This is a genomic window from Streptococcus sp. 1171_SSPC, from assembly GCF_001069335.1.
GTDB classification, from domain to species: Bacteria; Bacillota; Bacilli; order Lactobacillales; family Streptococcaceae; genus Streptococcus; species Streptococcus xiaochunlingii.
In genome coordinates this window covers 1-16,377 of the sequence record NZ_JWAK01000001.1, presented here as the reverse complement: position 1 = coordinate 16,377, position 16,377 = coordinate 1, and the positions used below count along the sequence as shown (strand labels likewise).

Genomic DNA, 16,377 nt, shown 5'->3' with positions numbered 1-16,377 from the left:
ACTGGCTCCTGAAATGAGTAACCGGCTGAAGATAAAAAGAATGAACAGAGTATGGAAAAAATAAAAGAATTATTTGAGACCTATAAGGTCTATGTTACGAGAGAGAATATTGAACGATTGTCCTTGGGGATTATTGTTCTGTCTGCTTTGTGGGTATTTCTTTCCTCCATTCCTTTCGGAGGTGTGTTGACCCTCGATAAGGGAGCTATTCGCTACGACGGAAGTGTCGTCCGAGGCAAGATGAATGGCCAAGGGACGGTGACCTTTGAGAATGGGGACACCTACAAGGGCAATTTTGTCAATGGAACCTTTAGTGGTTATGGAACCTTTACAGCCAAGGCTGGTTGGAAATATGAAGGTGAATTTGTCAATGGTCAACCAGAAGGACAGGGAACCTTGACGACAGAACAAAATGTCGTCTATAAGGGAACGTTTAAACAAGGAATTTATCAAAATGCGAATTAAATGGTTTTCATTGGTACGGATAACGGGACTTCTTCTCGTTCTTCTCTACCATTTCTTCCAAAAAGTTTTTCCTGGTGGATTTATTGGAGTAGATATCTTCTTTACTTTCTCAGGATTTTTGATCACGGCTCTTCTGATCGATGAGTTTGCCCGTCATCAAAAAATTGATCTCAATGGCTTCCTTAGACGACGCTTCTACCGGATTGTCCCTCCTTTAGTCTTTATGGTCTTGCTGGTCATGCCTTTTACCTTCTTGGTCAGACGAGACTTTATTGCTGGGATTGGGACACAGATTGCGGCCGTCTTTGGCTTTGTGACCAACTTCTATGAGATGTTAAGTGGCGGAAGTTACGAAAGTCAGTTCATCCCCCATCTTTTCATTCATACTTGGAGTTTGGCTCTTGAAGTTCATTACTACGTCCTCTGGGCTCTTTTGGCTTGGTTTTTGGGTAAAAAAGCTAAGTCAGTTGGCCAATATAGAGGCTATATCTTCCTATCTTCGACAGGTCTCTTTTTGGTGACTTTCCTGATCTTCTTTGTCGGAGCGCTGGTCACTAAGAATTTGTCCAATGTCTACTTTTCTAGTATCGCTCACGTCTTTCCTTTCTTTGTGGGGAGTGCTTTAGCGACAGTGACAGGGATTACAACGACAAGCCCAAATCTTACTCAATTAGTGAAGAAGCTATCTCTACAGAAGACGTTAGCGATTTTAGCGGGTGCTTTTCTAGTTTTGTTGGTCTTGACCTTTATTCTTCCATTTGATAGTGTTTGGACCTATTTATTTGGCTTTTTAGTAGCGACTCTTGCTGCATCTGTGATGATTGTGATGACTCGTGTCCTTCATGAAAAGACGCCAGATCAGAAAGAACCTGCAGTAATTACCTTTATTGCGGATACAAGTTATGGGGTCTATCTCTTCCACTGGCCATTTTACATCATCTTTTCTCAATTAATGACCAATGGATGGGCTTCTCTGCTAACAACACTAGTATCTTTTAGTCTTGCTGCCTTAAGTTTTTATATTATTGAACCAACTTTGGCTGGACGTGAACCAAAGATTTTTGGCATCAATATGGATCTCAGAAGTTTCACGAAACCACTCTTTTACAGCGCGATTCCGTTGACTTTGCTCATGTTTGGGATTGCACTCTTTGCACCACGCGTCGGAGCCTTTGATGAAAACCTGATTACCGAAGGGCTTCGTCAATCCGACAGTAAGATGCAAATCACGCGTGCCCAAGTAGACAATGCTTCAGCGACTTCCTACAATGTATCAGATGGAGTGAGCATGATCGGAGATTCTGTAAACCTCCGGGCATCAGATTATTTGAAACAAGTTCTGCCAGATATCCAAATGGATGCCTTGGTGAGTCGTAATCTGGACTCAGGCTTAAAGGTATATGAAACGGATATTGCCAATAGAGTCTTGCTCAAGAACGTGGTGATCGCACTTGGAACTAACTCTTCTAATAATTATCAAGAATTGTTGGATAAGTTTGTTCAAGAACTACCAAAGGGACATCGCTTAATCTTTGTGACCCCATATGATGGACGTGAAGCAAATGATAGCAAGAGCGTCACCGTTCAGACTCGAAAGTATGAGCTAGAGTTAGCTAAAAAATACGATTATGTCTATGTAGCGGACTGGCATCAAGTTGCTGTCGAAAATCCAGCTATCTGGGCTGGAACAGATAGTGTCCACTTTGGTTTAGAATCAGATGGTTCCATCGATGTTGGAGGAAATTTGTATGCCAACGTCGTGAAAGAAGCCGTTGATCAAGCCAATCAGGGACCAGTTAAACCGTAGAAATTTACTAAGCTATTTAAGCAGTTTTCACTTGAAGAAAACTGCTTTTTCTAGTAAAATTAAGAAAACGCTTACAAAAATTGCGTGAAAATATTTGTTTGTGAAATTGAAGTGTGTTCTCAAAAAAATCCTTCAATTTTTTCTTGAAAATACTCCTGTATAGAAGGAGAAGGAGGATTCATGATAAAAAGTTAAAAAAATCTTTGTGAAACTATTTACAAATTTTCTAAAATAGAGTACAATAATATTGTGAAAAAATTAACAAATCGAAATTTCTTACACTATTCTTGAAAGTTTCTGAAAACAGGAAAAGTTCCGGAAAAGGATAAGGGTTTCAAACATTGGAGGAAAGCAACAAATGGCTGATAAAAAAACTCTCTCACCTGAAGAAAAGAAACTCGCTGCTGAAAAACACGTAGACGAGTTGGTGCAAAAAGCGCTTGTTGCGCTTGAAGAAATGCGCAAATTGGATCAGGAACAAGTCGACTACATTGTGGCGAAAGCATCTGTAGCTGCTCTTGACGCACACGGTGAGCTCGCTCTTCATGCTTATGAAGAAACTGGTCGTGGGGTCTTTGAAGACAAAGCGACTAAGAACTTGTTCGCTTGTGAGCACGTAGTAAATAACATGCGTCACACCAAGACAGTTGGTGTCATTCAAGAAGATGACGTCACTGGTTTGACCTTGATTGCTGAGCCAGTCGGAGTCGTTTGCGGGATCACACCTACAACCAACCCAACTTCAACAGCAATCTTTAAAGCATTGATTTCCTTGAAGACACGGAACCCTATCGTCTTTGCTTTCCACCCATCAGCGCAAGAATCATCTGCTCATGCGGCACAAATCGTCCGCGATGCAGCGATTAAAGCAGGAGCTCCTGAAAACTGTGTGCAATGGATCACGCAACCATCTATGGAAGCAACCAGTGCCCTTATGAACCACGAAGGGATTGCGACTATCCTTGCAACAGGTGGGAATGCCATGGTGAAAGCGGCATACTCATGTGGGAAGCCAGCTCTTGGGGTAGGTGCCGGAAACGTTCCTGCTTATGTTGAAAAATCTGCTAACATCCGCCAAGCTGCACACGATATCGTCATGTCTAAATCATTTGACAACGGAATGGTCTGTGCGTCTGAACAAGCGGTGATCATCGATAAAGAGATTTATGATGAGTTTGTTGAAGAATTCAAATCTTACCACACTTACTTTGTTAACAAAAAAGAAAAAGCCCTTCTTGAAGAGTTTTGCTTCGGCGTAAAAGCTAACAGTAAAAACTGTGCGGGTGCAAAATTGAATGCGGACATCGTTGGGAAACCAGCGGCATGGATCGCTGAACAAGCTGGCTTCTCAGTCCCAGAAGGAACCAATATTCTTGCTGCAGAATGTAAAGAAGTTGGCGAAAAAGAGCCTTTGACTCGTGAAAAATTGTCACCAGTTATCGCTGTCTTGAAATCTGAAAGCCGTGAAGACGGAATTAACAAAGCACGCCAAATGGTTGAATTCAACGGTCTTGGTCACTCAGCTGCCATCCATACTGCAGACGAAGAATTGACCAAAGAATTTGGTAAAGCAGTTAAAGCCATTCGTGTGATCTGCAACTCTCCTTCGACTTTCGGTGGTATCGGGGATGTTTACAATGCCTTCTTGCCATCATTAACACTTGGATGTGGTTCTTACGGACGCAACTCTGTTGGGGACAACGTTAGTGCCATCAACCTCTTGAATATCAAAAAAGTCGGACGCCGGAGAAATAACATGCAATGGATGAAACTACCTTCAAAAACATACTTTGAACGTGATTCAATTGAATACCTACAAAAATGTCGTGACGTTGAACGTGTCATGATCGTTACAGACCACGCTATGGTAGAGCTTGGTTTCCTTGATCGCATCATCGAACAGCTTGACCTTCGTCGCAACAAGGTGGTTTACCAAATCTTTGCAGACGTAGAACCAGATCCAGATATCACAACCGTTGAACGTGGTACAGAGATCATGCGCGCCTTCAAACCGGATACCATCATCGCTCTCGGTGGAGGATCTCCAATGGATGCGGCTAAAGTAATGTGGCTCTTCTATGAACAACCAGAAGTGGACTTCCGTGACCTTGTTCAAAAATTCATGGATATCCGTAAACGTGCCTTTAAGTTCCCATTGCTTGGTAAGAAGACTAAATTCATCGCGATTCCAACTACATCTGGTACAGGATCTGAAGTAACACCATTTGCCGTTATCTCTGATAAAGCAAACAACCGTAAATACCCAATCGCTGACTACTCATTGACACCAACTGTTGCCATCGTAGACCCTGCCTTGGTATTGACTGTTCCAGGATCTGTTGCAGCGGATACTGGTATGGACGTATTGACTCACGCGACTGAAGCTTACGTATCACAAATGGCTAGCGACTACACTGATGGTCTTGCTCTTCAAGCCATCAAACTTGTCTTTGAAAACTTGGAAAGCTCAGTGAAGAATGCAGACTTCCACTCACGTGAGAAAATGCATAACGCTTCAACTATTGCTGGTATGGCCTTCGCCAATGCCTTCCTCGGTATTTCTCACTCAATGGCTCACAAGATTGGTGCGCAATTCCACACCATTCACGGACGGACCAATGCGATCTTGCTTCCATACGTTATCCGCTACAACGGTACACGTCCGGCTAAGACAGCGACATGGCCTAAGTACAATTACTACCGTGCAGATGAGAAATATCAAGACATCGCTCGTATGCTTGGCCTTCCATGCTCTACACCAGAAGAAGCAGTTGAAGCTTACGCAAAAGCTGTTTACGAACTTGGTGAGCGCGTAGGAATCCAAATGAACTTTAAAGCACAAGGAATCGATGAAAAAGAATGGAAGAAACATTCTCGCGAATTGGCCTTCCTTGCTTACGAAGATCAATGTTCACCAGCTAACCCACGTCTTCCAATGGTAGACCATATGCAAGAAATCATCGAAGATGCTTACTATGGTTACAAAGAACGTCCAGGACGTCGTAAATAAGGCGCTACTGAACAACTGATGTTTATCAGCTATCCCTCGCTCAAAAGAGCGGGGGATTTTTCTTCATTTTAATGATAGAAATTTATTTTTATGATCTGAAAATTATCTTTTAAAAAAATCTAATAAATATATTGCAAGCGCTTACTTTATTTGTTATAATATTCACAAAGTGAAACTACAATAAAATGGTTTGATAAAACCAACAAAAAAGGAGTCGCTTATGAAAGCAGCAACATATGTATCCGCAGGAAATCTTCAGTTGATTGATCAACCAAAACCAGTCATCAAGAAACCGACTGATGCGATTGTTCGTTTGGTCAAAACGACCATTTGTGGAACAGACCTCCATATTTTGGGAGGAGATGTTCCAGCTTGTAAAGAAGGGACCATCCTGGGTCACGAAGGAATTGGGATTGTCGAGGAAGTCGGCGATGCGGTTACGAACTTTAAGGTAGGAGACAAGGTTATCATCTCTTGCGTAACAGCTTGTAACACTTGCTACTACTGTAAACGTGGCTTGCCATCTCACTGTGAAGATGGCGGTTGGATCCTTGGTCACTTGATCAACGGTACCCAAGCAGAGTATGTCCATATCCCTCACGCAGACGGCAGTCTCTATCATGCACCTGCCTCTGTTGATGACGAAGCACTTGTTATGCTCTCAGATATTCTCCCAACTTCCTATGAAATTGGGGTGCTCCCATCTCACGTGAAACCAGGAGACAACGTTTGTATCGTTGGTGCAGGGCCAATCGGCTTAGCAGCTCTCTTAACCGTACAATTCTTCTCTCCAGCTACTATTATCATGGTAGACTTGTCAGAATCTCGTCTTGAAGCTTCTAAGAAGTTTGGGGCGACTCATACCATTTGTTCAAGTGATATTGATGAAATCAAGGCCTTTATCAATGAAGTGACCGATGGTCGTGGTGTCGACATCTCGATGGAATGTGTGGGCTATCCAGCAACCTTCGATGTCTGCCAAAATATTATCTCTGTCGGTGGTCATATTGCCAACGTCGGAGTGCATGGTAAACCAGTTAGCTTCAATCTTGATGACCTTTGGATCAAGAACATCACGCTCAACACTGGTTTGGTTAATGCCAATACAACCGAAATGCTTCTTAATGTCTTGAAATCTGGTAAGATTGATGCGACGAAGTTGGTGACCCACCACTTCAAACTTTCAGAAGCAGAAAAGGCATACGAAATCTTCAAACATGCTGGCGAAAACAATGCTCTGAAAGTCATTATTGATAACGACCTCAGCTAAGAAGGCTCAATCGTTTGATGCTGAAACAAAAAGGACAGGAACAGTTTCATGTTCCTGTCCTTTTTAACAGATGTAGTAGTTGTTCTTGTCACATCTATTTACTTGCCACTCCTAATAAAACGTACTATAATATGATTAGAAATATAACATAAATAGAAAGGTGTGATCTTATGAAAATGTTCCATTATCATCGTGAGTTCTGGTTGGACTTCTATTTCTGGCTCTTGGTCTTACTTTTAGTGGCTGTAGCTATGATGACACAGGATCCGCTTTCGGTTGTTAGTCTTGCTTATCTTGCTTTTGTAGGGATTTTGATTCTTCTTCAGGTCTTTCAACCGCAGGTGTCCAATCGCCAGCATCCAGTAGGTAGCTACCATTTCAATTGGGACTTTTATCGTGACACCAGACTGTATATTGATCTCTTTTTATTGGCTGGTCTATTAGAAGGTCCGTTTACTTCAACGGATATAGTTTATTGGATCTTGCTTGGGGCATTCGTCGGCTCTATTGGCTTTGTGTTTGTCGTAAAGGAAAAACCGATTCAAAAAACGGCCTAGTGCATTGAAAGTTCTAGAAGACATTTATTTGGGATCACTTTCCTCGATGATAAAGAGGGTGAATAGAAAAAGGTTTTGCTTCGTTCACACGAAAAAATCCTAGCTTTTTTAAAAGCTGGGATTTTTTGTACTGTTTAGTGAGATGATAAAGAAGTGTTACTATTTGCCTCGTTTGCGAGCGTATTCGTCAAAGGCGCCAGCGAAGGTTCCCATGAGTAGGGGAGTTGCGATCAGTCCGACAGTAATCCAGACGGATCCACCGTCCACATGGCTGAGTTCCTGCTCGGACAAGCTTCTAAAACGTGTTTCTTCGAGTTTCATGCTTGCTCCTTTCTAGTGCATGATGCCGTTGACGATGCTACGACCGAAATCACGCCCCGAATTGTATAAAATGTTCCAGGTCTGTACGATAAACTTGGCTGAATCAAAGACGGATCCTCCTCCGTCAATGGTGGCTAGTTCTGCCTCAGTCAGGCAGGTGTAATGGATGCTTGTATCCATAGATGTCCTCCTTAATGTAAAATCGTGTAGAGTAAATCAATTGCCTCGTTCAGAATGGTGAAAGTGACCATGAAGGCAATAGCAAATTTAGGAAAGTACCCTTCTACCTGCTTGGGTGCTTTTTTATCGAGAATGCAGTATCCTGTCAAAAGGATGAGGGTGATAAATACCAGACTCATAAGTCTCCTCCTTTACCATTTTCGTGTCATATTACTATGAAATGCATCGATCAGTTTTGTTGTCCCGATATAAGCAGAAGAAAAACCGTAAGCGAAAACTAACAGAAAAGGGAGTCCTCCACCATTAATATCACTTAATTCTTCATGCGTGAGATCTTTAAATTGTACTTGGTCTATCATTGCTTTTCTCCTTCAAATTAATTATTTAAATGCTCCCCAAATGGCAGTTCCTACAGCTGTTACACCACCAGCAATAGTGCCAGATAGATAGGGATGAGCAAGGATCCAAGCAACCAATGGGATAGCTCCCCCATCGACTTGTGTTAATTCTTCTTCTGTTAAGGGTGTGAATTTTTGTGTGAATTCTGTTGTCATTTAGTTTTCCTCTTTCTTTTTTGTTTGTTGCCATCTAGCATCAACTGCTAGATAGATTGTAGCCGCAATGGCTAAATTCATTTTTGGTTGAAATGCAATCAGATGTGCATCATGTAAAACTGTTAATGCGATAATGATTGTAAAAATCATCGTATGGATAGGCCATCTCATATCTTAATACTCCTAATTTTTGTTGAATAGCAAAGCTAGGGTAATTTTTCAATAGAGCTAGCTTATATTTTGTTGACTTTCTTCATTTTATGTCAGCCGAGCTGATTTGATGAAGCAAGGATAAGGTTAAATAGCCAATGCAGTGTTTAGCTTACGTTTCAAGTTTTTGTTTAAAACAAAATCAATGAAAGCAAGATTAATAGAACAAAAGCTTTGGTATTCTTTTTCATGTTCGGTATTCCCTTTCCTTATTTATTTACGGAAGAAGTAATACAAAAACCATGGGATGATAATGGGAGTATAGTACATCTGTGGTCCTCCTTTCTTTTGTTTGGTCACTTATACTATTCGTATAAAAATCTGGAAATGGAAAAAATTTCTAAAAAAGTTTTAGAATGTTTGCATCTCTGAAACTAGTTTCAGAGGAAAGAGATGATAGTTTAAAATATGAAACTATAATCAAAATAGCTCTACAATATTGTAAGCGCTTTAAAAATACTATATAATAACTTTACAAGTACTCGAGTTGACGTAATAAATAAAGGAGATGGAATGTATGTCCAAGATCACGAAAGAAGAATTAATTCAACAGATCAAAGACGGCATTATCGTTTCTTGTCAGGCGCTTCCTCATGAACCTCTCTACACAGAGGCAGGAGGTGTGATTCCTCTCTTGGTCAAAGCAGCTGAGCAAGGAGGGGCGGTTGGAATCCGAGCGAATAGTGTCCGCGATATCAAAGAAATCAAGGAAGTGACAAAGCTTCCGATTATCGGGATCATCAAGAGAGATTATCCTCCTGAAGAACCATTCATTACTGCTACTATGAAAGAAGTAGATGAATTGGCCGTATTAGATATCGCAGTGATTGCCCTGGATTGTACCAAACGTCCGCGTCATGACGGTCTATCGATTGTCGACTTTATCCAGCAAGTGAAGGAGAAATATCCTGATCAACTCTTGATGGCAGATATCAGCACCTTTGAAGAAGGCTTAACAGCTGTCGAAGCAGGAGTTGATTTTGTCGGAACGACCTTATCTGGGTACACAGATTATAGCCCGAAAGTAGACGGACCTGACATTGACTTGATTCGCCAACTCTGCCAAGCGGGTGTCGATGTGATTGCTGAAGGTAAGATCCACTATCCTGCACAAGCCAAAGAAATTCATGACCTGGGTGTCAGAGGGCTTGTAGTAGGGGGAGCTATCACACGACCTAAAGAAATTACAGAGCGCTTCGTCGCAGCATTAAAATAGAAAAAGAACAGAAAAAGAGGCAAGGAGGAAGCTAGGAAGAGAGAAGTCACCCAGTAAAAAAGAAAATATTTAATGACCACTGTCCTCGGTGAGGATACACTAAGTAAGAGAAATCTTACCGCAAACGTGAGGAGAAATCACATGAAAATGAAAAAAGTACTGTACTCGTTGGTAGCTGGTGCAGCGGTGCTAGCACTTGCAGCTTGTGGATCTGGAGGAGGATCTAAGTCTGAATCTTCAAGCGACAATTCTGGTAAAACAGAAATCACTTGGTGGGCCTTCCCAGTCTTTACCCAAGAAAAAGCTGAAGATGGCGTAGGAACTTACGAAAAATCAATTATCGAAGCTTTCGAAAAAGCTAATCCAGATATCAAAGTTAAACTAGAAACCATCGACTTCAAATCTGGTCCTGAAAAGATCACTACTGCCATCGAAGCCGGAACTGCTCCAGACGTTCTCTTTGACGCACCAGGGCGGATTATTCAATACGGTAAAAATGGTAAATTGGCTGACTTGAATGATCTCTTTACTGAAGATTTTGTAAAAGATGTCAACAACGACAATATCATCCAAGCTAGCAAGGCCGGCGACACTGCTTACATGTACCCAATCAGTTCAGCACCATTCTACATGGCGATGAACAAGAAGATGTTGGAAGATGCAGGAGTTCTAGACCTTGTCAAAGAAGGCTGGACAACAGACGACTTTGAAAAAGTCTTGAAAGCTTTGAAAGACAAAGGTTACACACCAGGATCACTCTTCAGTAATGGTCAAGGTGGAGACCAAGGTACTCGTGCCTTTATCGCTAACCTTTACGGTGGTTCTGTAACAGATGAAAAAGTAACCAAGTATACAACAGATGATCCAAAATTTGTCAAAGGTTTAGAAAAAGCTTCTAAATGGATTGAAGATGGTTTGATGATGAATGGTTCCCAATTCGACGGTGGAGCAGACATCCAAAACTTCGCTAACGGTCAAACTTCTTACACCATCTTGTGGGCACCTTCACAAAACGGTATCCAAGCTAAATTGTTGGAAGCAAGTAAAGTTGAAGTAGTCGAAGTACCATTCCCATCTGATAGCGGTAAACCAAAATTGGAATACCTTGTCAATGGTTTTGCAGTCTTCAACAACAAGGATGAAAAGAAAGTAGCAGCAGCTAAGAAATTTGTTCAATTCATCGCAGACGACAAAGAATGGGGTCCTAAGAACGTTGTTCGTACAGGTGCCTTCCCAGTTCGTAGTTCATTTGGTAAATTGTATGATGACAAACGGATGGAAACCATCAGTACTTGGACTCAATACTACTCACCATACTACAACACAATCGACGGCTTTGCAGAAATGCGTACACTTTGGTTCCCAATGTTGCAATCTGTTTCAAACGGGGATGAAAAAGCAGAACCAGCTTTGAAGACCTTTACTGAAAAAGCAAACGAAACGATCAAGAAAAAATAGATCATCTATGAAACTCAAATGATCCTTTCATAGAAATAAGAAAGCATAGGCCCCCTCGATTTCTTATCTCCATGTGTAGATTGAAAGAGGGGGCCTTCGTGTTTTCACTCTCCTAATTATCATATGTAGGAAGGGGCAGTGCCATCCGTTCCACATAGGAATCAAGGAAAAAATAGAAAAAGAACATCAGGAGGTGCCTTATTGTGAAGGTAAACAAAATCCGAATGAGGGAGACGCTGGTTTCCTACGCATTCTTAGCACCCATTTTAATCTTCTTTATTGTCTTTGTATTAGCACCAATGATTATGGGGTTTGTCACTAGTTTCTTCAACTACTCGATGACCTCCTTCAAATTTGTTGGTCTTGAAAATTACTCCCGCATGTTTGCGGATAAGGTCTTTATCAAGTCCTTGATCAATACTGTCATCATCGTTATCGGATCCGTTCCAATCGTAGTATTGTTCTCCTTGTTTGTGGCTTCTCAGACCTACCATCAAAATGCCATTGCGCGTTCCTTCTACCGTTTCGTCTTCTTCCTTCCTGTAGTTACAGGGAGTGTAGCCGTTACAGTGGTATGGAAATGGATCTACGATCCACTATCTGGTATTTTGAACTTCGTCCTTAAATCTGGTCATGTTATCCAACAAAATATTTCTTGGTTGGGAGATAAGAACTGGGCTTTGATGGCCATTATTGTCATCTTATTGACAACCTCTGTTGGTCAACCGATCATCCTCTACATCGCAGCTATGGGAAATATTGATAACTCTCTCGTAGAAGCAGCGCGTGTGGATGGTGCGACAGAACTTCAAGTTTTCTGGAAGATCAAATGGCCAAGCTTATTGCCAACAACTTTGTACATTGCGATCATTACGACCATTAACTCTTTCCAATGTTTCGCCTTGATCCAATTGTTGACATCTGGCGGTCCTAACTACTCAACGAGTACCCTTATGTACTACCTCTATGAAAAAGCCTTTAAACTCTCTGAATACGGTTATGCCAACACCATGGGTGTCTTCCTTGCGGTGATGATTGCCATTATCAGTTTTGCGCAATTCAAGATCCTTGGAAACGACGTAGAATACTAAAGAAAGGAGTCTCAGATGAAATCAACACAAAAGAAACCAATTACTGCCTTTACAGTGATTTCTACCATCGTTTTGCTCCTTTTGACAGTTTTGTTCATTTTCCCATTCTATTGGATTTTGACAGGGGCCTTTAAGTCTCAACCAGATACCATTATGATCCCACCTCAGTGGTGGCCAAAGACACCAACTATGGAAAACTTCCAACAATTGATGGTTCAAAACCCAGCCCTGCAATGGTTGTGGAACAGTGTCTTTATTTCCCTTGCTACCATGCTTTTGGTATGTATGACGTCTTCTTTGGCGGGCTATGTCCTGGCTAAGAAACGTTTCTATGGGCAACGAATTCTCTTTGCTATCTTTATCGCAGCCATGGCCCTTCCAAAACAAGTTGTCTTGGTTCCATTGGTGCGCATTATCAACTTTATGGGAATCCACGACACCCTTGCAGCGGTTATCTTGCCGCTGGTCGGATGGCCATTCGGGGTCTTCTTGATGAAGCAATTTAGTGAAAACATCCCAACAGAACTCTTAGAATCTGCTAAGATCGATGGTTGTGGAGAGTTACGGACTTTCTGGAGCGTTGCCTTCCCAATTGTCAAGCCGGGATTTGCAGCCCTTGCCATCTTTACCTTCATCAACACCTGGAACGACTACTTTATGCAATTGGTGATGCTGACCTCTCGTCAAAACTTGACTATTTCACTAGGGGTTGCGACCATGCAGGCTGAAATGGCCACCAACTATGGCTTGATCATGGCTGGAGCAGCTTTGGCTGCGGTGCCAATCGTTACGGTCTTCCTCGTTTTCCAAAAATCCTTCACTCAAGGGATTACCATGGGAGCGGTCAAAGGATAAGCCGTCTGCTTGGACAAACGATAGTAGTGTACAGATACTTTTTTCTAGGCTGAGAGGTGTAGGGTTCTTGCAGGCTCTACATCTCATCGGTGCCCTAGAAGGGGCTAGGGAAGAAATCACTTGTTTTCTTTTCTCGTCCTAAGAAGTGTCGAAAGGAAAAGTGTATGATATTTGATGATTTAATAAACATCACCTTTTACAAAGGGATCCATCCCAATCTAGATCAGGCCATTGATTTTCTCTATGAGCATCGGAAGGATTCTTTTGAATTAGGGAGATACGACATTGATGGAGATAAGGTCTTTCTCGTCGTTCAAGAAAACACCCTCAATAAAGAAGAAAGCAATCGCTTTGAGCACCACAAAAGATATGCCGATTTGCATCTTTTGGTAGAAGGACATGAGTTTTCGAGTTATGGATCTCGTGTGACAGGTGAGGCGCTCGCCTTTGATGAAGCATCGGACATCGGTTTTGTCCATTGCCAGGAGTCCTATCCACTTCATCTGGGTTATCATAATTTTGCGATTTTCTTCCCAGGAGAACCTCATCAACCAAATGGTTATGCGGGTCAAGAAGAAGTCGTTCGAAAACATTTAGTGAAAATTTTAATCGATTAAGAGAGTCAGAAAGGAGACGGTATGTCACAAAGAGAAACAGGATTGATCAAAACAGTTTTTAATACTGACAATCTGGTGATGCGAATCAGCGAGAAAATAGCGGACTTAGTCACAGTCAATCTTCTTTTTGTGCTGAGCTGTCTGCCGATTGTCACCATCGGGATCGCAAAGATTAGTTTGTATCAAACGGTTTTTGCCATCAAACACCAGCGTCGCCTACCAGTCATTCGGACCTACATCAGCGCCTTTCGTGAAAATTGGAAGTTGGGCCTTCAGCTCGGAGGGATAGAGTTGCTCATTTCAGGGATCTGTCTCTTTGACTTGTTCCTCTTTTGGAGCCAGACAGCCTTGCCAATGCAGGTGTTAAAAGCTGTTTGTCTAGGGCTCTTCATCTTCCTAGTACTAGTTATGTTAGCAGCCTATCCAATTGCGGCGCGTTACCGATTGACTTGGGTAGAATGCCTTCAAAAAGCTCTGATTGTATCCGGTCTGTATTTCCCATGGTTCTTCGTTATGGGGGCTCTCTTGTTGCTAGTAGCTATGGTTTTTGTGACTTCTGTCTTAAGCTTTCTACTAGGACTCATGGTCTTCTTCTTGATTGGTTTTTCTAGCCTGACCTTCCTACAGGTTGGATTGATGGAAAAGATATTTGCTCGTTTTAAAGAATAAAAAAGAAAAATAGGATTTGGTAAACATTCGTGAAAGGAGAAAAGAATGTCAGATTTAAAAAAATATGAAGGAGTCATCCCGGCTTTTTATGCCTGTTATGATGACCAAGGAGAAATTAGCCCGGAGCGGGTACGTGCGCTGGTAGAATATTTTATCGCGAAAGGTGTGCAGGGCTTGTATGTCAACGGATCTTCCGGCGAATGTATCTACCAGAGCGTAGCCGATCGCAAGCTAGTCTTGGAAGAAGTCATGGCAGTGGCTAAAGGAAAATTGACCATCATCGCTCACGTAGCCTGCAACAATACCAAGGACAGCGTGGAATTGGCACGACATGCAGAAGAGCTAGGAGTAGATGCCATTGCGGCCATTCCGCCAATTTATTTCCGCTTGCCAGAATACAGCGTGGCCCACTACTGGAATGAAATCAGCGCAGCAGCACCAAACACAGACTTTGTCATCTACAATATCCCGCAATTAGCAGGTGTGGCTTTGACACCGAGTCTTTATAAAGAAATGTTGAAAAATCAACGGGTCATTGGGGTGAAAAACTCTTCGATGCCTGTGCAGGATATTCAAACCTTTGCTTCTTTAGGTGGTGAAGACCACATCGTCTTTAATGGTCCGGATGAGCAATTCTTAGGTGGCCGTCTGATGGGAGCAGGAGCTGGTATTGGAGGTACCTATGGTGCTATGCCAGAGCTCTTCTTGAAACTCAATCAGCTGATTGCTGAGAAAGACTTGGAAACTGCGCGTGCCTTGCAATTTGCCATCAATGGTATTATCGGAGTCTTGACGTCTGCTCATGGAAACATGTATGGCGTCATTAAAGAAGTCTTGCGGATCAATGAAGGTCTAGAACTGGGATCTGTTCGGAGTCCATTAAGTCCAGTTACTGAAGGAGACCAGGAAGTGGTTCAAAAAGCAGCTAGCTTAATCCGTGAAGTCAAGGAACGTTTCCTTTAAAAAAGAGTGTAAATCGGAAAGGAGAGGTGTATGGCCTATTACCTAGCGATTGATATCGGTGGGACCAATATCAAATATGGTCTGATTGATGAAGCAGAGAATTTGATTGAGTCGCATGAAATGCCGACAGAAGCTGAAAAAGGGGGACCTGGGATTCTAGGGAAAACCAAAGCTTTAGTAGAATCTTACCTCGAAGAAAATACCATCCTTGGAGTCTGTATTTCGTCAGCTGGGATGGTTGACCCCGATAAGGGGGAAATCTTTTATGCAGGCCCTCAGATTCCCAATTATGCAGGAACACAGTTCAAAAAAGAAATTGAAGAGACCTATCAAATCCCCTGCGAAATTGAAAATGACGTCAACTGTGCTGGTTTAGCAGAAGTCATGTCAGGGAATGGCCAGGGTGCTCAAGTTGCCGTCTGTTTAACGGTCGGTACTGGCATTGGTGGCTGTCTCTTGATCAATGGGGAGATTTTCCATGGCTTTAGCAATTCTGCTTGCGAGGTAGGTTACCTTCATCTTCAAGATGGCGCCTTCCAAGATTTGGCCTCGACGACAGCTTTGGTTGAATATGTTGCCAAGCAGCATGGGGATCCTGTTGAACAATGGAGTGGTCGTCGCATATTCAAGGAAGCGACCCAAGGAAATACCATCTGTATGGCAGGAATCGATCGCATGGTCGACTACCTGGGCAAGGGGCTTGCCAATATCTGTTATGTTGTCAATCCTCAAGTAGTCATTCTTGGTGGTGGGGTCATGGGACAGGAAGCTATATTGAAACCAAAAATTTCAGCTGCCCTCCAAGAATCCCTCGTTCCAAGCCTAGCAGACAAGACGCAATTGGAGTTTGCGCATCATCAAAATACGGCAGGGATGATAGGAGCTTACTACCATTTCAAACAACAACAAGCCAGACGGAATTAAATCAAAAATGCTCACCACTTAGGTGAGCATTTTTTGAATGTAGACAAACTATTGTTTTACATAAAACGGCTAGATAATTTTCAAAAAATGACTTATATTTATAGTCATTTAAGAAGATTAAAAACTTTCCGCTGTGAGAAAAGTTCCTGAAACACTTGTGTTTCAGGAATTCGGGAGTTTTGGAACCTTAGGTCCAAAACTAAGTCATGG

General features: G+C 42.2%; 19 protein-coding genes. 13 read left to right on the top strand and 6 right to left on the bottom strand.

Features of this window, described 5'->3' with window-relative positions; translation table 11 throughout:
- Nucleotides 1-51: 51 nt before the first annotated feature.
- From ADF75_RS00080 to ADF75_RS00060, 5 genes are all read left to right on the top strand, one after another.
- On the top strand, nucleotides 52-465 hold the full coding sequence (locus ADF75_RS00080; protein ID WP_006595277.1) for a hypothetical protein: 414 nt from the start codon (nucleotides 52-54) through the stop codon (nucleotides 463-465).
- The gene (locus ADF75_RS00075; protein WP_048788701.1) at nucleotides 455-2,272 is read left to right on the top strand and encodes an acyltransferase family protein; all 1,818 of its coding nucleotides are present in this window, start codon (nucleotides 455-457) and stop codon (nucleotides 2,270-2,272) included. Before ADF75_RS00080 ends, ADF75_RS00075 begins: the two co-directional genes overlap by 11 nt.
- Before the next feature lie 358 nt (nucleotides 2,273-2,630).
- Complete coding sequence (gene adhE, locus ADF75_RS00070; RefSeq protein WP_048788700.1) at nucleotides 2,631-5,282, top strand: bifunctional acetaldehyde-CoA/alcohol dehydrogenase; 2,652 nt, start codon at nucleotides 2,631-2,633, stop codon at nucleotides 5,280-5,282.
- A 220-nt stretch (nucleotides 5,283-5,502) separates the two neighbouring features.
- Nucleotides 5,503-6,552 (top strand): zinc-dependent alcohol dehydrogenase family protein, encoded by a 1,050-nt coding sequence (locus ADF75_RS00065; RefSeq protein ID WP_023027479.1) that lies wholly within the window; start codon nucleotides 5,503-5,505, stop codon nucleotides 6,550-6,552.
- 170 nt (nucleotides 6,553-6,722) lie between these two features.
- Nucleotides 6,723-7,109 carry a hypothetical protein gene (locus tag ADF75_RS00060; RefSeq protein WP_048788699.1) on the top strand — a complete coding sequence of 129 codons (387 nt, stop codon included), beginning with the start codon at nucleotides 6,723-6,725 and terminating at the stop codon, nucleotides 7,107-7,109.
- Between the two features lie 159 nt (nucleotides 7,110-7,268).
- On the opposite strand, the gene ADF75_RS10620 is transcribed toward ADF75_RS00060, so the two are convergent.
- Genes ADF75_RS10620 through ADF75_RS10595 form a run of 6 tightly spaced genes read right to left on the bottom strand, consistent with a single transcriptional unit; the run spans nucleotide 7,269 to nucleotide 8,335 of the window.
- On the bottom strand, nucleotides 7,269-7,430 hold the full coding sequence (locus ADF75_RS10620) for a hypothetical protein (RefSeq protein ID WP_006595272.1): 162 nt from the start codon (nucleotides 7,428-7,430) through the stop codon (nucleotides 7,269-7,271).
- A 12-nt stretch (nucleotides 7,431-7,442) separates the two neighbouring features.
- The gene (locus ADF75_RS00055; RefSeq protein WP_006595271.1) at nucleotides 7,443-7,610 is read right to left on the bottom strand and encodes a hypothetical protein; all 168 of its coding nucleotides are present in this window, start codon (nucleotides 7,608-7,610) and stop codon (nucleotides 7,443-7,445) included.
- An 11-nt stretch (nucleotides 7,611-7,621) separates the two neighbouring features.
- Nucleotides 7,622-7,789, bottom strand: a complete 168-nt coding sequence (locus tag ADF75_RS10615) for a hypothetical protein (protein WP_006595270.1) — start codon at nucleotides 7,787-7,789, stop codon at nucleotides 7,622-7,624.
- Between the two features lie 12 nt (nucleotides 7,790-7,801).
- The gene (locus tag ADF75_RS00050) at nucleotides 7,802-7,969 is read right to left on the bottom strand and encodes a class IIb bacteriocin, lactobin A/cerein 7B family (protein WP_006595269.1); all 168 of its coding nucleotides are present in this window, start codon (nucleotides 7,967-7,969) and stop codon (nucleotides 7,802-7,804) included.
- A 21-nt stretch (nucleotides 7,970-7,990) separates the two neighbouring features.
- On the bottom strand, nucleotides 7,991-8,164 hold the full coding sequence (locus ADF75_RS00045) for a Blp family class II bacteriocin (RefSeq protein WP_006595268.1): 174 nt from the start codon (nucleotides 8,162-8,164) through the stop codon (nucleotides 7,991-7,993).
- Nucleotides 8,165-8,335: a hypothetical protein gene (locus tag ADF75_RS10595; RefSeq protein ID WP_006597048.1), complete on the bottom strand. Its 171-nt coding sequence runs from the start codon at nucleotides 8,333-8,335 to the stop codon at nucleotides 8,165-8,167.
- Nucleotides 8,336-8,891: 556 nt separating this feature from the next.
- Here ADF75_RS10595 and ADF75_RS00040 point away from each other — a divergent pair.
- The 8 genes from ADF75_RS00040 (at nucleotide 8,892) to ADF75_RS00005 (ending at nucleotide 16,167) form a co-directional block, all read left to right on the top strand.
- The gene (locus ADF75_RS00040) at nucleotides 8,892-9,590 is read left to right on the top strand and encodes an N-acetylmannosamine-6-phosphate 2-epimerase (protein WP_048788698.1); all 699 of its coding nucleotides are present in this window, start codon (nucleotides 8,892-8,894) and stop codon (nucleotides 9,588-9,590) included.
- Nucleotides 9,591-9,731: 141 nt separating this feature from the next.
- Nucleotides 9,732-11,048 carry an extracellular solute-binding protein gene (locus ADF75_RS00035; RefSeq protein WP_048788697.1) on the top strand — a complete coding sequence of 439 codons (1,317 nt, stop codon included), beginning with the start codon at nucleotides 9,732-9,734 and terminating at the stop codon, nucleotides 11,046-11,048.
- A gap of 203 nt (nucleotides 11,049-11,251) precedes the next feature.
- On the top strand, nucleotides 11,252-12,139 hold the full coding sequence (locus ADF75_RS00030; RefSeq protein ID WP_048788696.1) for a carbohydrate ABC transporter permease: 888 nt from the start codon (nucleotides 11,252-11,254) through the stop codon (nucleotides 12,137-12,139).
- A 15-nt stretch (nucleotides 12,140-12,154) separates the two neighbouring features.
- Complete coding sequence (locus ADF75_RS00025) at nucleotides 12,155-12,994, top strand: carbohydrate ABC transporter permease (protein WP_048788695.1); 840 nt, start codon at nucleotides 12,155-12,157, stop codon at nucleotides 12,992-12,994.
- 164 nt (nucleotides 12,995-13,158) lie between these two features.
- Nucleotides 13,159-13,611 (top strand): YhcH/YjgK/YiaL family protein, encoded by a 453-nt coding sequence (locus ADF75_RS00020; protein ID WP_048788694.1) that lies wholly within the window; start codon nucleotides 13,159-13,161, stop codon nucleotides 13,609-13,611.
- 21 nt (nucleotides 13,612-13,632) lie between these two features.
- Nucleotides 13,633-14,280 carry a YesL family protein gene (locus tag ADF75_RS00015; protein WP_048788693.1) on the top strand — a complete coding sequence of 216 codons (648 nt, stop codon included), beginning with the start codon at nucleotides 13,633-13,635 and terminating at the stop codon, nucleotides 14,278-14,280.
- Nucleotides 14,281-14,325: 45 nt separating this feature from the next.
- A complete protein-coding gene (locus ADF75_RS00010) occupies nucleotides 14,326-15,243 on the top strand; it encodes a dihydrodipicolinate synthase family protein (RefSeq protein ID WP_048788692.1) in 918 nt (305 codons plus the stop codon).
- A gap of 30 nt (nucleotides 15,244-15,273) precedes the next feature.
- The gene (locus ADF75_RS00005; RefSeq protein ID WP_048788691.1) at nucleotides 15,274-16,167 is read left to right on the top strand and encodes an ROK family protein; all 894 of its coding nucleotides are present in this window, start codon (nucleotides 15,274-15,276) and stop codon (nucleotides 16,165-16,167) included.
- Nucleotides 16,168-16,377: the final 210 nt, after the last annotated feature.

Bases quoted from the DNA above. Each gene is read 5' to 3' on its own strand.
- ADF75_RS00080 (WP_006595277.1), top strand. From the start codon at position 52: ATGGAAAAAATAAAAGAATTATTTGAGACCTATAAGGTCTATGTTACG.
- ADF75_RS00075 (WP_048788701.1), top strand. From the start codon at position 455: ATGCGAATTAAATGGTTTTCATTGGTACGGATAACGGGACTTCTTCTC.
- adhE (WP_048788700.1), top strand. From the start codon at position 2,631: ATGGCTGATAAAAAAACTCTCTCACCTGAAGAAAAGAAACTCGCTGCT.
- ADF75_RS00065 (WP_023027479.1), top strand. From the start codon at position 5,503: ATGAAAGCAGCAACATATGTATCCGCAGGAAATCTTCAGTTGATTGAT.
- ADF75_RS00060 (WP_048788699.1), top strand. From the start codon at position 6,723: ATGAAAATGTTCCATTATCATCGTGAGTTCTGGTTGGACTTCTATTTC.
- ADF75_RS10620 (WP_006595272.1), bottom strand. From the start codon at position 7,430: ATGAAACTCGAAGAAACACGTTTTAGAAGCTTGTCCGAGCAGGAACTC.
- ADF75_RS00055 (WP_006595271.1), bottom strand. From the start codon at position 7,610: ATGGATACAAGCATCCATTACACCTGCCTGACTGAGGCAGAACTAGCC.
- ADF75_RS10615 (WP_006595270.1), bottom strand. From the start codon at position 7,789: ATGAGTCTGGTATTTATCACCCTCATCCTTTTGACAGGATACTGCATT.
- ADF75_RS00050 (WP_006595269.1), bottom strand. From the start codon at position 7,969: ATGATAGACCAAGTACAATTTAAAGATCTCACGCATGAAGAATTAAGT.
- ADF75_RS00045 (WP_006595268.1), bottom strand. From the start codon at position 8,164: ATGACAACAGAATTCACACAAAAATTCACACCCTTAACAGAAGAAGAA.
- ADF75_RS10595 (WP_006597048.1), bottom strand. From the start codon at position 8,335: ATGAGATGGCCTATCCATACGATGATTTTTACAATCATTATCGCATTA.
- ADF75_RS00040 (WP_048788698.1), top strand. From the start codon at position 8,892: ATGTCCAAGATCACGAAAGAAGAATTAATTCAACAGATCAAAGACGGC.
- ADF75_RS00035 (WP_048788697.1), top strand. From the start codon at position 9,732: ATGAAAATGAAAAAAGTACTGTACTCGTTGGTAGCTGGTGCAGCGGTG.
- ADF75_RS00025 (WP_048788695.1), top strand. From the start codon at position 12,155: ATGAAATCAACACAAAAGAAACCAATTACTGCCTTTACAGTGATTTCT.
- ADF75_RS00020 (WP_048788694.1), top strand. From the start codon at position 13,159: ATGATATTTGATGATTTAATAAACATCACCTTTTACAAAGGGATCCAT.
- ADF75_RS00015 (WP_048788693.1), top strand. From the start codon at position 13,633: ATGTCACAAAGAGAAACAGGATTGATCAAAACAGTTTTTAATACTGAC.
- ADF75_RS00010 (WP_048788692.1), top strand. From the start codon at position 14,326: ATGTCAGATTTAAAAAAATATGAAGGAGTCATCCCGGCTTTTTATGCC.
- ADF75_RS00005 (WP_048788691.1), top strand. From the start codon at position 15,274: ATGGCCTATTACCTAGCGATTGATATCGGTGGGACCAATATCAAATAT.